Raw genomic sequence first — 12,739 nt, 5'->3', positions numbered from 1 at the left:
ACGCCGCGGCCTGATCATTGCGACCGCCTCATCGGGCGGTCGTTTTTAGTTTCCGACCCAGCGCAGCATCCAGTATCCGGTCGCAGCTGCGCCGGCTGTGATCACAGTTCCCCAAACCATATCGACAAGGCTCACGACAACCGGCCAGTTCTTGAGCGTGGCCAGATTCGTGATGTCATAGGTTCCGTAGGCAGCAAAGCCCAGAATGGCGCCAAGCAGCAGTGCGTCCTGAAGCGAGCCTGACCGGAAGGCTGGAGCCGACGCCAGCATAACAACGGCCGCCGAGTACATTACATAGAACAAGGCCGCGATCGACAGACGCGGCGAGTCCAGCATCAGGTCGCCGAGATAGCGACTGTAAAACCCCTTGGCGACAAGACCGAGCCAGACGGCGTCAATTACAAGGATGAAAGCCGCGGTTCCGGCCCATGCTTTGAGAAATCCTGCCGGGATCATGGTGTTGCCTCCTCAGCGGGTGCTGCGCTTCGAGCGGGGCCAGACGTGAGCAGGATCTTTCGGGTCATGGGAAATAGCCTTTCTGGGTAATAGCGCGATTTACGCCGATGCCTGTTTAAGCAAATGGAAGTTGGTTCTGGCATTGGCTGCATAGGCTTTGGGAACGAGCGTGCGCAGTGCGCCTGGGTGGCACACGCATTCAACGTCTCGCTCCAGCGGGATGATCTCGCCATCGATCGCGGCTTTCGTTCCACTGCGAATATTCGGGAAACTCAAGGTGACCTTGTGCGCTGACTCGACGCTCATGTCTGGGTCTTCCTTGATCTTGCCAAATGCCGCGCGCAGGGTCATGCGAAAAACCTTGCCGGGCTCGAGTGCGCGGGACCGGTAGACTCCTAGAACGCCTTCGTCGAGTGCCTCTGCATAGGCCAAAGGCGTGTCTCCAAACAGATTGTTTGACACAGAGACTGCGGAAACGATCTGGCGTGTCCGCCCAGACCCGGTATCGATCTCGGCTCCGAAACGTGGCGGATGCAGGATAACCTGGCCAAGGGACTTGATCGTTGACGTGATCTTGCGAAAGCGCGTCGAAGTGTCGAGTTTCTGTCGCTGGTGAACGAGGCGCGCATGCAGGCCGACTGAAAACTGATGCACATAGGGGCGGCCATTGGCGGTGGCGATATCAAGTTCGCGCTCGTCGGCAGTCACAAGTGCATCAAGCGCTTCAGATGGATCGAGCGGAAGACAAAGGCTGCGCGCGAACAGGTTCATCGTTCCTAGCGGGAGCACACCAAGTGTTTTGCCGGACTTGAAACACACACCAGCAGCAGCAGAGATAGTGCCATCGCCACCGCCGGCCACAATGGTGTCCGTCTCGCCGTCGTTTGCGACTTCTTCCAGTGTCTTGATCAGATTCTCGCCCGTCACCAGACGCACAACACATTCGCTACCGCGTTCGGACAGTCTGGCACAGGCCATATCTCCGAACTGCTGTGCGTCCATTCCGCGAATGGTGCCTCCGTCCTGATTGAGTATCATGGTGATGCGCATTTGAGACCCCGTGAGAATGGAACGACCCAAGACAACAAACTTGCTGCGCCAAAGTTCCATCGCACCTTACATTCGTCACACTGTACGGGGGGGCGGAAGCAGTGGATCACTGCTGCATTGAGATCAGATCCGGGATCTGGTTGAGCAAGCCAGGCAAAGGGCTGAACGCAGACTGGTATTGCCACTCAGAGCGTAATCCCGGATATCGATCCGCGATAGGCAAGCAGGCCGTCGGCGAGAGCGTCAAAGGCAACGCGGCAGCGCGGCACCATCTTCAGGTTCTCGTGCATGACCAGAAAGGTCATCAGGTGCAGATCGGCTTGCCCGGCAAACAGCCCCACCAGATCAGGATCACGGGCGGCCAACCCGACCTGGCACATGCCGATCCCGCCTCCGGCACGGATCATGGCCAACTGAGCCAAGTTGCTGTCGGTGCGGACGTCGAAGCGTATGTCAGCGATTTCGGGACGGCTTTTCAACATCTCGCGCACATAGGCGAGTTGCCTGTCAAAGCCGATCATCCGGTGCGAAGACAAGTCTTCAATGGTCTTTGGCGTGCCATGCTTTTCGAGATAGCGGCGATGGGCAAACAGGCCGATCGGGATGCCGCCAATCCGCCTGCTTATCAGTGCGCCCTGGGTTGGTTCCACCATTCGGACGGCGATGTCTGCCTGCTGTTTGAGCAGATCCTCGACGGCATCTGAGATCGAGAGCTCGATTGCCAGGCGCGGATAGCGATCCTGCAGCTCGGTCAGTATCGGTGGTAGCACTTCGACACCGATCACCTCGCTGGCGCTGATCCGCACGGTGCCTTCGGGGCTTTCAGTGTCGCCGGAGGCGGCCCGCGCCAGCGCTGAGGCGCTCGCAGCCATGGTCTCGGCATAGCTGCGCATGCTCAGTGCTGTCTCGGTGGGCAGCAGGCCCTGGTAGGAGCGCAGGAACAGCGGTTTGCCTGCTGCAAGTTCCAGCGCGTCCAGATGCCGTGCGACGGTGGGTTGGGTGAGCCCGAGCGCGCGGGCAGCACCGGACTGCGACCCTTCCTCGATGATCGCTAGAAATGTCCGGTAGTGATCCCAGTCGAGAGAAATCATAGCCATACATTTATGTATATCAGATCCAATAATTAAGGCAATTTCGTTTAACACGGCCTGCTGTCATGGTGCCTTCATCGAAACCGAAGGAGAATGACAATGGCTGAGATTGAAAACAATGAGAGTGCAGCGGCGTGCAAGCCGGTAGCGCTCGTTCTGGGCATAACCGGTGGCATTGGCGGAGCGGTTGCGGGAAAACTGCTGGCCAATGGCTATACGGTCCGGGCGATGCACCGGAATGCTGAAGCCAACGCCACCAAGTCACCGCAGTATGAATGGGTGAGCGGCGATGCGATGAACCGCGATGATGTGATGAAAGCCGCTTCCGGCGTCGATCTGATCGTGCATGCAGTCAACCCGCCCGGATATCGCAACTGGGGCGCGCTGGTTTTGCCGATGATCGACAACACCATTGCTGCCGCCGAAGCCGTCGGCGCCCGTATCCTGATGCCGGGGACAGTCTACAATTTCGCACCGGAAACGTTTGATACCATCACCGAGGACAGCCCACAGAACCCGGTAACGTTCAAGGGCGGGATCCGCGTGGCGCTGGAACAGCGGCTTGAGGCTGCGGCCGGTCGCGGGATACAGGTCATCCTGGTCAGGGCAGGGGATTTCTTTGGTCCGGGTGCTGGCAACAACTGGTTTGCCCAGGCGGTGGTCAAGCCTGGTGCGCCTTTGAAGGCCATCACCAATCCGGCTGCTCCTGGCGTGGGGCATCAGTGGGCTTACCTGCCTGACGTTGCCGAGACGATGGTACGGCTGGTCGCCCGGGCGGATGAGCTGCCGACCTTTGCACGCTTTCACATGGAGGGCTTCTGGGATGCTGATGGTAAGCAGTTGGGCAACGCCATACGCCGGGTCACCGGCCTGACCGAGCTGCCGACCAAACGCTTCCCATGGTGGATGTTGCGCATTGCAAAGCCCTTTGTACCCGTATTTCGGGAGCTCACGGAAATGCGCTATCTATGGCAGAGAGAATTGCATATGCGGAATGACAGGCTTGTGGCGCGGCTTGGCGTCGAGCCACGCACGCCGATCGATCAGGCGGTTCGGGAAACCTTGAGCAGTCTTGGCTGTCTTGACGCGCAAGCTGGCCCGGATACGCCGAAGAGCCTTGAGGTTGCAGGTGAAACGAGGCTTTCGGCATGAGGGCAGGGCAGATCAACTGGAGGACCCCGGCGCCGGTGTTTGCGGTCATCATTGCAGGCGGTCTGGTCGGTCAGGTTTACCTGGCCGGGCTTGCTGTCTTCGGGACTTCGGGCGGCTGGGCGGTGCACGGCATGTTTGGCGGCTCGCTGTCCATTCCGATCATCGGACTTGCCTGTTATGGCTGGCTCGGATCAGGCGGCTGGCTCTACCGCCGCCCGGGATCGCTGCTGCTTCTGTTTTATCTGCTGCAACTCGCTCTGGTTGGCGCCGGTATGCAGATGGGGAACGCATGGATCGATGCGTTTCATCCAGCCAATTCCCTGCTGATGCTGATCGTCGCTCTCGACGTGTTGCGCAGGGCCGCGCTGAACCCGCAGATGGCGGAGCTTTGACCTGGGTCCGATCCGGCCAAAAAAAATGGGCCACGAGATTGCTCTCGGGCCCAATAGGTATGAAGGTCAAAAAACCTCCAGAGGGGAACAGCTCATGCGGCGGCACTGGGAGGAGTAGGCCGCCAAAGGTGCATCAGCTGCAACCGATATGGTGCTTATTTGTGCATTAGGCAAGGGAATGATGCGCATGTCAGCCATGCGGGCAATGCATGGCTGATTTCTGTTCAATAATTAGGCAAAAAACGCGACGCAAGTTTCGTGACCACTTCTTGATTCCCGGTCCCGCTCGACATGTCACAAGCGTTGATCAAAAATTCCAGTTGCGGGCCTTGCTGATCAGAAAATCGCGGAAGGCTTTGAGCTTAGCCGCGTTTTTCATTTCCTCAGCGTAGCAGAAATAGGTGTCGAAGGTCGGAATGTCGGCGGGAAGATTGAGCTGCACCAGTGCCAGATCACGATTGATCATGTAGTCGGGCAGCAACGAAATCCCGGCGCCGTTGAACGTGGCCCGGCGGATAGCCGGCAGATTGTTTATCTGCAGCTGCGCCTGCCGTCGGTTCTCGGGCGTTCGTCCGGCTGTTTCAAGCCAGTTTACATCAGTCAGGTAGGCCGGAGCGGGCTCACCAAAGGTGATGATTCGATGGTGGTCCAGATCCTCGATGGTCTTGGGTTCACCATGACGCGCCAGATAGGTTTGCGATGCGTAGACATGCATATGAACGGTGAACAGGCGGCGCATGATCAGGTCGGGCTGTTGCGGCTGTCGCAGACGGATGGCGCAGTCGGCCTGCCGCATGTTGACGTCGAGTTCCTCGTTGTCGAGCAGCAACTGCACCTGAACGTCAGGATAGAGCGTCTGGAACTCCTGCACCTTTTCGGTCAGCCATCCCTGGCCGAAGCCGACGGTGGTGGTGACACGCAGTTTGCCCGAGGGGCGCTCTCGGGTTTCGGTGAGCTGGTTCCTGACGGTCTCCAGCTTCATCAGCACTTCATGAGCAGTCTGGTAGAGAATTTCGCCCTGCTCTGACAAGATCAGGCCGCGCGCGTGGCGGTGAAACAGCTTTGCGCCGATGTCCATCTCGAGCGCAGAGACCTGCCTCGAGATGGCGGATTGCGACAGATGCAACTTCTCGGCCGCATGGGTGAAGGAGCCTGCTTCCGCAGCGGCATGAAAAATGCGCAGTTTGTCCCAGTCTAACGGCACCAAACTCTTTCCCCCTGGCCCGTTGTTCGGACCTTGAAATGGCGCGGATGCGCCTATTCGGCAGCTTCCGCGTGCCTGACATGACTTGCCAGATACCGCTCGGCTTCCAAGGCCGCCATGCATCCCATCCCCGCCGCCGTGACGGCCTGACGGTAGATGTCATCGGTGACATCGCCTGCAGCAAAGACACCCGGTACATCTGTTGCGGTCGAGTCTGGCGCTGTCCACAAATAGCCGTTCGGCTTGTGCTTGAGCTTGTCCTTGAAAAGGCTGACGGCAGGCGCGTGGCCAATGGCGACAAATATGCCGTCAATCGGCATGTCGGTGATGATGCCGGTCTTGCGGTTCTGAAGTCGCACGCCGTTGACCGAGGCGGGCATCGGCGGAATTGCCGGCGCGCCGAGGTATTCGACAACTTCGGTGTCCCAGATCACATCAACATTGGCTTTTTCAAACAATCGCTGCTGCAGGATCTTTTCAGCGCGGAACGAATCGCGGCGATGAACCACGGTGACGTGGGCGGCCAGGTTGGACAGATACAGCGCCTCCTCGACAGCGGAATTGCCGCCGCCGACAACAACGACATTCTTGCCACGATAGAAGAACCCGTCACAGGTGGCGCAGGCGGAGACGCCAAAGCCCATGAATTCCTTTTCAGTGGGAATGCCCAACCATTTGGCCTGGGCGCCGGTGGCAATCACCAGCGCGTCGCAGGTCCAGACCGTGCCGGAATCAGTCTTCACCGTGAACGGCCGGTTGGTCAGCTCCACTTCGGTGACCAGGTCATTGACGATTTCGGTTCCCACATGCTCGGCCTGCTTGAGCATCTGCTCCATCATCCAGGGGCCTTGCACCGGGTCAGCATAGCCCGGGTAATTTTCGACGTCCGTGGTGATCATCAATTGTCCGCCCTGCTCCATGCCGGCGATCAGCACAGGCTTGAGCATGGCGCGCGCGGCGTAGATCGCGGCGGTGTAGCCTGCAGGGCCTGAGCCGATGATGAGGACGGGGACGTGGCGAGTGGACATGGAACGATCCTGAAACAAATGTTGCTTGGCACCAGTGTGGGACATACCCGGTGACGCATCAATGACGTAAGCCCGGAATTCGGCTGTCTGTGTCACAATGCGCTGTGACTATCCACCATTTAGGTACGCGCAAGCCAGTGTTTCAAGCTTGCCGGCAGAGTTACGCACAGAACTTCGCTTTAGGAAAGCCGCCGAGGCTTTACAGATGCTGCGCGCTGACGCAATAAAGTTTCGCCGTCCCGGTGTCCTGAGGCAGGACCGCGGCGTTGACAACAGGGAAGATTTCATGGCGATCAAGGCCGAACTCGATGCGATTGACCTCAAGATCCTGCGCGAGTTGCAGAACGATGGTCGCATGACAAATGTCGACCTGTCGGAGCGGGTGGGTATCTCCGCACCGCCGTGCCTGAGGCGCGTGCGCAAGCTGGAACAGGCCGGAATCATCAGCGGTTACCGGGCGCAACTGAACGCACCAAGCCTCGGGTTTGACCTCGTCGCCTTCTGCATGGTCGGACTCCAGCACCAGACGGATGCAAACCTGAAGGCATTTGCCGCCAAGACCAATGAGTGGCCGATTGTCCGGGAAACCTGGATGGTGTCGGGCGAGAGTGATTTTCTGCTGCATTGCGTTGCGCGCAATCTCAGTCATCTGCAGGATTTCGTGATCGAGGAACTGACCGCAACGGACAATGTCGATACTGTGCGCACCATGCTGACAATCCGTCAGGTCAAGAACGAGGGACTGGTGGCGCTGTAACCGGGTGGAGATGCCGATCGCTGGAATGTCAGATGAAAGCAACAAATCGATATGAACTTTATCTACCGGCAGCTGGCAAAGATTTTGTTGGATATTGCTTCCAAAGAAGAAAAACTCCTGGGCGGAAAAATCGCCTGCTTTTCGCATGATATCATTTCACAGAAGATCATGATCGATGGACTTTTTGAAAAGCGTGAACTTCTCGCATTCCAGCATTTTGTTCGCCACAGGAATGTAGATCTCGCAACATGTCTGGATGTCGGCGCCAATATCGGGAATCACTCTCTGTTTTTCGCTCGAATGTTCAAGAAGGTTGTCTCTTTTGAGCCGAATGACAGGACGTTCCGCCTGCTGAAATTCAACTCGGAACTCGCCGACAACGTCGTCGTGGTCAATTATGGCCTGTCCAACCGTACTGCTGAATTGCCGGCCATTGTGGACGATTTCAACATTGGCGGAGCGCGCATCGCAGATGGGGAAACCCCAAATTTGCTGTTCAATGTCGTTGCGCTGGACAGTTTTCTCGCTGAAAATCCAGAGAACAAGATCAGTTTCATCAAGATCGATGTAGAGGGTCATGAATTGGAAGCGCTTGAGGGGGCCGCGCAGACCCTTCGCGCGCACCGGCCGCTGCTTGCGATGGAAATGCGAGCAAGAAAACATCGTCAGAAATTCTTGGACGTATTGGATTTGATCAGTCGGCACGGGTACGAAACCGCCCATGTCATCGACGCAAATCCGTTTCTCCGCGACAACGCCCGGTTTTTGACAATGAGCCTGTCGGAGTTTCGCAATGGCCGCGCCAAAAACCACAAAATGGTGCTGTTTTCCTGTGGCTGACCCGAGCCAGGCACAGTTATCGCCGCATCCTCGACGGACTGCCGGTCATCCCCATCAACGGTGCGGATTCTGACTCTAAAATATCAAGCCTGGAACCGCTGCCATACCTCTTCATAGCTCTCGGAAAGCCGCTCTGCCTCGCCCTCTATGGTGAAATTCGCCAGCACATGCGGACGCGCTCTGTTTGCGGCAGCGTCGCGCCTGGCGTCATCGTCAGTGAAGGCTGCGATGGCGCCGGCGAGGGCCTCGAGATCATCCTTGGCGACGACAAGGCCGGTTTCCGCGGTACCTTGCGCAATGATTTCCTGGAACGCGCCGACATCGCTGGCAACCACCGGCACGGAGCTGGCCTGGGCTTCAAGCGGTGTCAGGCCAAAGCCTTCCCAGCGCTGTGGCGCAACGAACAGGTCGAGCGCCCGGTACCATTCATTGATGTCGGAATGCTCTCCGACAAACAGGATCCGGTCTTCAAGCTTTGCTTCCGTGACCCGGGCTTTCAGCTCCGCCAGATAGGACGTGTGGCTGGCGGTGGTCCGGCCGGCAACGATCGCGCTCCAGCCCGGCCGCGACGGCAGCAGACGGATCATCGCATCAACGAAGACATCGGTGCCTTTCTGGTGGCGGATGCGGCCAAAGCAGCCGGCAAGCTTCTGGCCCGGGGGCAGCGAAAGTGCGCGCCGCACTTCGCTGCGGTCAGCCGGCGGCGAAAATCGTTCGGCATTGATGCCGTGCAGGCTCACCCGGTGCGGCACTTTCAGGTAGGATGCAGTCTTGTGACTGGTGGCAATGACACCGTCCATTCTGGAAATCAGAAACCGCGTCCAACGCGAATGCACCCGTTGCGAGGCTGAGGTGAAAACCAGCCTGAGCGGCATGCGCAGGATGTCGCGCATCACCACGCCCATCAGCATTTCGACATTGCGCCTTGCGTGCCAGATCCGGAAAGGCCGGCCTTCGGGCGCACGCCACAGCCGAGGCAGGTCGCGGAAGCGCAGCTTCGGTAAGTGGTCGGGGAGGCCGGGGCCGAAAACGGCAATCTTCTGTCCAAGCCGGTTCTGCACCGGGATCAGCTGGATGATCGACGTCGTCACCCCGGACAGGCGCCGCTTGAGATTAGGAGCGATGACAAGGGTCCGGGATGGATCGGAAAGCACTGGATCTCCCCCGGACCTCAATTCACGCGTGTCGGGTTTCAGCCCCACTTCACCGCAAGGATCTCGTAGGCCTTGGAGCCACCGGGTGCTACAACTTCGACGCTGTCGCCGACCGACTTGCCGATCAGCGCGCGGGAGATCGGCGAGGAAATCGAAATCCGGCCTGCCTTCACATCGGCTTCCTGATCGCCGACGATCTGGTAGGTCCTTTCCTCTTCGGTGTCCTCATCAACCAGCTTGACGGTGGCGCCAAACTTGACGGTGTCGCCCGAGAGCTTCGACAAATCAATGATCTCGGCGCGGCCAACATAGTCTTCGAGCTCGCCGATGCGGCCTTCATTGTGACTCTGGGCTTCCTTGGCAGCATGATATTCGGCATTTTCGGACAGGTCGCCATGGGCGCGCGCTTCTGAAATTGCCTCGATGATCCGCGGCCGTTCGGATTGCTGACGCCAGCGCAGTTCTTCCTGCAGCTTGGCATAGCCTCCTTGCGTCATCGGAACCTTCTCAACCATCAGTCTTTTCCTTATCCCTATCGCCCCGACGCCAGCATCACTGGCGGCAGGACACAAAAACAAAACGCGCCCCGAAGCACACACTTCGGAGCCGTTCCAGAGTCCCTTCTTTCAGGCTTATCAAATTCGATAAGAAAATTCACCTGAAAAAAGAGATGGTAAACCGCTATGCTGGCGGTCTTGTGGTCGACCGCAATGGCCCCGTATTACTTTGGTGTTCTGAGGGCGGGTTACAAGTGCTGTGCTCAACCCGAACAACCCGCACCGATGAAGTCCTTTCACCAGGACCGCGGTTCGGCGGATCATCCGCCAGTGCCGATGACCTCGATGGGGCAGGGCAGGGTGGTCGCGTGATCGTGACCGAAGACACGAGAATATCGGTCCCCAGGTCTTGATTTCAACGGAAAGGGTCCGCAAAACCGGGCTTCACTGATCCTGCTGCCTGTCTCGACCCATTTCCGGAGCCTGTATGTTGTCCCACCCCGCGGCGCCCATCACCGCTGCCTCTCCGATCCTGTTCTCCGATCCGCTGCCTGCCGAAGTCGATGTCGTCATCATCGGCGGTGGCGTGATCGGGATCATGAGTGCGCTCTATCTCAACCGGCTTGGGCTTTCTGCCTTCGTGGTCGAGAAGGGTAGGGTCGCCGGCGAGCAGTCGTCGCGCAACTGGGGCTGGATTCGCCAACTCGGGCGCGACGAAGCGGAGCTGCCGGTGATGATGGAGGCCTCAAAGCTCTGGGAGCAACTCGATGCCGAGACCGGCAGCCGCACCGGATTCAAGCGTTCTGGCATCCTGTATCTCTCGAGCACCAAGGCGGATCTCGACAAGCAGGCTGAGTGGCTTGATGTGGCCATGCGGCATCAGCTCGATGTGAAGCTGCTCGACAGCGCGGGCGTTGCCGATCTGGTTCATACCGGTCCGGGCGGAAAGCGCTGGGCCGGTGGTGTGTGGTCGCCAACTGATGCGCGTGCCGAGCCTTGGGCTGCCGTGCCGGCGGTGGCCGGATTGGCACAAAGCGAAGGCGTGGGCATCCGCGAGAACTGCGCGGCGCGGACCTTCGAGACGACAGCCGGCAAGATCACCGGGGTTCATACAGAAGACGGTTTCATCGCCGCCTCGCAGGTGGTCGTCGCCGGTGGCGCCTGGACATCGCTGCTGCTGAAACGCCATGGCGTTTCGATACCGCAATTGGCGGTGCGTTCGAGTGTTGCGCGCACTGCGGCGATGGCTGAGGTGTTTTCCGGCAACGCGCTTGACGAGGAACTGGCTTTTCGCCGCCGCGAGGATGGCGGCTACAGCGTCTCGGCGCTTGGCAGTCATGATCTGATGATCGGCCCGGATGCGTTCCGGCACTTTGTGACCTGGTTGCCGGTGGCGATGAAATCGCTCGGTGACACCCGCTTTCTGCCGTTTGCGCCCAGACATTATCCCGATGCATGGGGGACGAAACGCAGCTGGAGCAAGGACGAGGAGACACCGTTCGAGCGTTGCAGGGTGCTCAATCCCGATCCCGAACACCGCCGCACCGAGCCGACGCGCAAGCGTTTCGCCGCGCGCTTTCCATCGCTTGGCGCGCCGGAGCTGCTCAATGTCTGGGCCGGAATGATCGACGCCATGCCGGATGTGGTTCCGATTGTCGACCGTGTGCCCGGGCATGAGGGCCTGATTGTCGCCACCGGCATGAGCGGCCACGGCTTTGGCATCGGCCCGGGGTTCGGCAAGGCGATTGCCAATCTCGCCGCCGGCCGCCCCACCGGCCATGATCTCTCGCGCTTCCGGTTTTCCCGGTTTACGGACGGCAGTCGACTGGTGCCAGGCCCGTCGCTTTGATGCAGGCAGGGAACTTTGACTAAGATCCGGGCGCAGTCTGTGTCTTCACCACCTCATAGGTCCTGGGCAGGTTCGGCGGTTTGTAGTCAGGCCTTTTCCTGAGCCGCTCGATCACCGCTTCATGCAGTTTTGCGCCCTCGGGAATGCGGCGGTAGTCAAAGACCGGCCAGTAGACTTTGCCGATCTGCAGCTGCCGATAAAACGATGTCTTTGGCACCTTGCGCGGCAGGAACTCGACAAAGGCCCACGCGGCATTCATCGAATTGTTGATGTCGGCCAGAGGGTCGGGTGCGCCATAGCTCTTCGTGCTTTTCTCCGCCTGGTCACGGGCCTGCCCGGCGTTCATCTCGGCACCGCCCTTGGGCATGGTTCCGTGGGTCAGGAGCTCGAAAACCTTTTCGTCGCCCACCACGCCAGCTGCCACGGCCTCGCGGTAGAGCCATTCGAGCGGGATCTTGGCGAGGCCGCTCTTGGCATCCGGGTAGCCGCCGCCGACATCGCCGTGGCAGCCGGTGAACCAGACCTCCTCAAAATCCTGCGGGGACTTCTCATAGGACCGGGTCTTTTGCGACCATGCCTCATAGCTCTGCCCCGGTTCCCACAGCGAGGGCTGGAAATAGGTCCGTCGCTCGTCAATGGCGACCGCGTGGCGGACGATCTTCACCCGGTCGTTCTTGTTGGTGTAGGCCTTCTGCGTGGTGGTCAGCCAGGGGAAGCCGGCAGTGGCGTCGAATACCGAGGCGACCGTGTCCCACAGCCCCATGAATTCGATGCGGACGCCCGAGCCATCGAGGATCTTCTGGAAATGGCCGATCTCGGCCCTGAACCCCTCGGATCCCGGCTCTCCAAGCCGCGCGTAGGCCCGCCAGGCATAGCGCACCAGCTGCAGCTGCTCGGCCCGCACCAGCCCGAAAATCCGGATGAACCCGGCCAGCAGCCTGGCGGTGTAGGACCCGCGGGAAAAGCCAAAAATATAGATCCGGTCGCCATACTCATGATTTCTGACCAGAAACTCGTAGGCCTGCATCACATTGTCAGAAATGCCTGCGCCAGTGGCGAGGCCAAGCACGATCCGGGTTTTCGACTTGAACCGCTGCCACCAGCCACTCAGGCCAAAAGTGCCGACGCCTGGCTGATAAAACACCAGCTGGCTCTTCGATCGCTCGAGGCTGCCATAGAGTCTCAACACATTGGTCCGGTCGCCGGAGATCTGGTTCGACGTGCCGTCCAGCAGAATGACGATGTTTTTGGCCATCGCTCGGCCCTCCA

Annotated in this window: 13 protein-coding genes; 5 read left to right on the top strand and 8 right to left on the bottom strand. The window is 59.3% G+C overall.

The annotated features are described in order from the left end of the window. Positions 1 to 45: 45 nt before the first annotated feature. The 3 genes from WNZ14_RS19500 to WNZ14_RS19490 form a co-directional block, all read right to left on the bottom strand. Positions 46 to 456 (bottom strand): DUF2177 family protein, encoded by a 411-nt coding sequence (locus WNZ14_RS19500; protein ID WP_342870347.1) that lies wholly within the window; start codon positions 454 to 456, stop codon positions 46 to 48. A 99-nt stretch (positions 457 to 555) separates the two neighbouring features. Next, positions 556 to 1,506 carry a diacylglycerol kinase family protein gene (locus tag WNZ14_RS19495; protein ID WP_342870346.1) on the bottom strand — a complete coding sequence of 317 codons (951 nt, stop codon included), beginning with the start codon at positions 1,504 to 1,506 and terminating at the stop codon, positions 556 to 558. A 185-nt stretch (positions 1,507 to 1,691) separates the two neighbouring features. Continuing rightward, complete coding sequence (locus tag WNZ14_RS19490) at positions 1,692 to 2,603, bottom strand: LysR family transcriptional regulator (protein ID WP_342870345.1); 912 nt, start codon at positions 2,601 to 2,603, stop codon at positions 1,692 to 1,694. A gap of 93 nt (positions 2,604 to 2,696) precedes the next feature. Between WNZ14_RS19490 and WNZ14_RS19485 the strand changes: the two genes are divergently transcribed. Together WNZ14_RS19485 and WNZ14_RS19480 are read left to right on the top strand one after the other, a co-directional pair. After that, positions 2,697 to 3,749, top strand: coding sequence for an NAD-dependent epimerase/dehydratase family protein (locus tag WNZ14_RS19485; RefSeq protein ID WP_342870344.1), 1,053 nt, complete (start codon positions 2,697 to 2,699; stop codon positions 3,747 to 3,749). Further along, the gene (locus WNZ14_RS19480) at positions 3,746 to 4,141 is read left to right on the top strand and encodes a DUF6220 domain-containing protein (protein ID WP_342870343.1); all 396 of its coding nucleotides are present in this window, start codon (positions 3,746 to 3,748) and stop codon (positions 4,139 to 4,141) included. Before WNZ14_RS19485 ends, WNZ14_RS19480 begins: the two co-directional genes overlap by 4 nt. A 307-nt stretch (positions 4,142 to 4,448) precedes the next feature. Here WNZ14_RS19480 and WNZ14_RS19475 read toward each other — a convergent pair whose 3' ends face one another. Further along, positions 4,449 to 5,345 (bottom strand): LysR family transcriptional regulator, encoded by an 897-nt coding sequence (locus tag WNZ14_RS19475; RefSeq protein ID WP_342870342.1) that lies wholly within the window; start codon positions 5,343 to 5,345, stop codon positions 4,449 to 4,451. Positions 5,346 to 5,398: 53 nt separating this feature from the next. Further along, complete coding sequence (gene trxB / locus WNZ14_RS19470; RefSeq protein ID WP_342870341.1) at positions 5,399 to 6,373, bottom strand: thioredoxin-disulfide reductase; 975 nt, start codon at positions 6,371 to 6,373, stop codon at positions 5,399 to 5,401. 286 nt (positions 6,374 to 6,659) lie between these two features. Between trxB and WNZ14_RS19465 the strand changes: the two genes are divergently transcribed. Beyond that, positions 6,660 to 7,130: an Lrp/AsnC family transcriptional regulator gene (locus tag WNZ14_RS19465; RefSeq protein WP_342870340.1), complete on the top strand. Its 471-nt coding sequence runs from the start codon at positions 6,660 to 6,662 to the stop codon at positions 7,128 to 7,130. 51 nt (positions 7,131 to 7,181) lie between these two features. After that, a complete protein-coding gene (locus WNZ14_RS19460; RefSeq protein ID WP_342870339.1) occupies positions 7,182 to 7,970 on the top strand; it encodes an FkbM family methyltransferase in 789 nt (262 codons plus the stop codon). An 83-nt stretch (positions 7,971 to 8,053) separates the two neighbouring features. On the opposite strand, the gene WNZ14_RS19455 is transcribed toward WNZ14_RS19460, so the two are convergent. Both WNZ14_RS19455 and greA read right to left on the bottom strand, forming a co-directional pair. After that, positions 8,054 to 9,124, bottom strand: coding sequence for a glycosyltransferase family 4 protein (locus WNZ14_RS19455; protein WP_342870338.1), 1,071 nt, complete (start codon positions 9,122 to 9,124; stop codon positions 8,054 to 8,056). A 38-nt stretch (positions 9,125 to 9,162) separates the two neighbouring features. Then, positions 9,163 to 9,639, bottom strand: coding sequence for a transcription elongation factor GreA (greA, locus tag WNZ14_RS19450; protein ID WP_342870337.1), 477 nt, complete (start codon positions 9,637 to 9,639; stop codon positions 9,163 to 9,165). 469 nt (positions 9,640 to 10,108) lie between these two features. On the opposite strand from greA, the gene WNZ14_RS19445 reads away from it, so the two are divergent. Further along, a complete protein-coding gene (locus WNZ14_RS19445; protein ID WP_342870336.1) occupies positions 10,109 to 11,470 on the top strand; it encodes an FAD-binding oxidoreductase in 1,362 nt (453 codons plus the stop codon). Between the two features lie 19 nt (positions 11,471 to 11,489). On the opposite strand, the gene WNZ14_RS19440 is transcribed toward WNZ14_RS19445, so the two are convergent. Beyond that, entirely contained in the window at positions 11,490 to 12,725 is a 1,236-nt protein-coding gene (locus WNZ14_RS19440) for a DUF2235 domain-containing protein (protein ID WP_342870335.1), read from the bottom strand. Positions 12,726 to 12,739 lie beyond the last annotated feature (14 nt).

This window comes from Hoeflea sp. AS60, assembly GCF_038900115.1.
Classification (GTDB): domain Bacteria; phylum Pseudomonadota; class Alphaproteobacteria; order Rhizobiales; family Rhizobiaceae; genus Hoeflea.
Note: the sequence above shows the minus strand (reverse complement) of the source record. Positions and strands in the feature narration are given on the sequence as shown.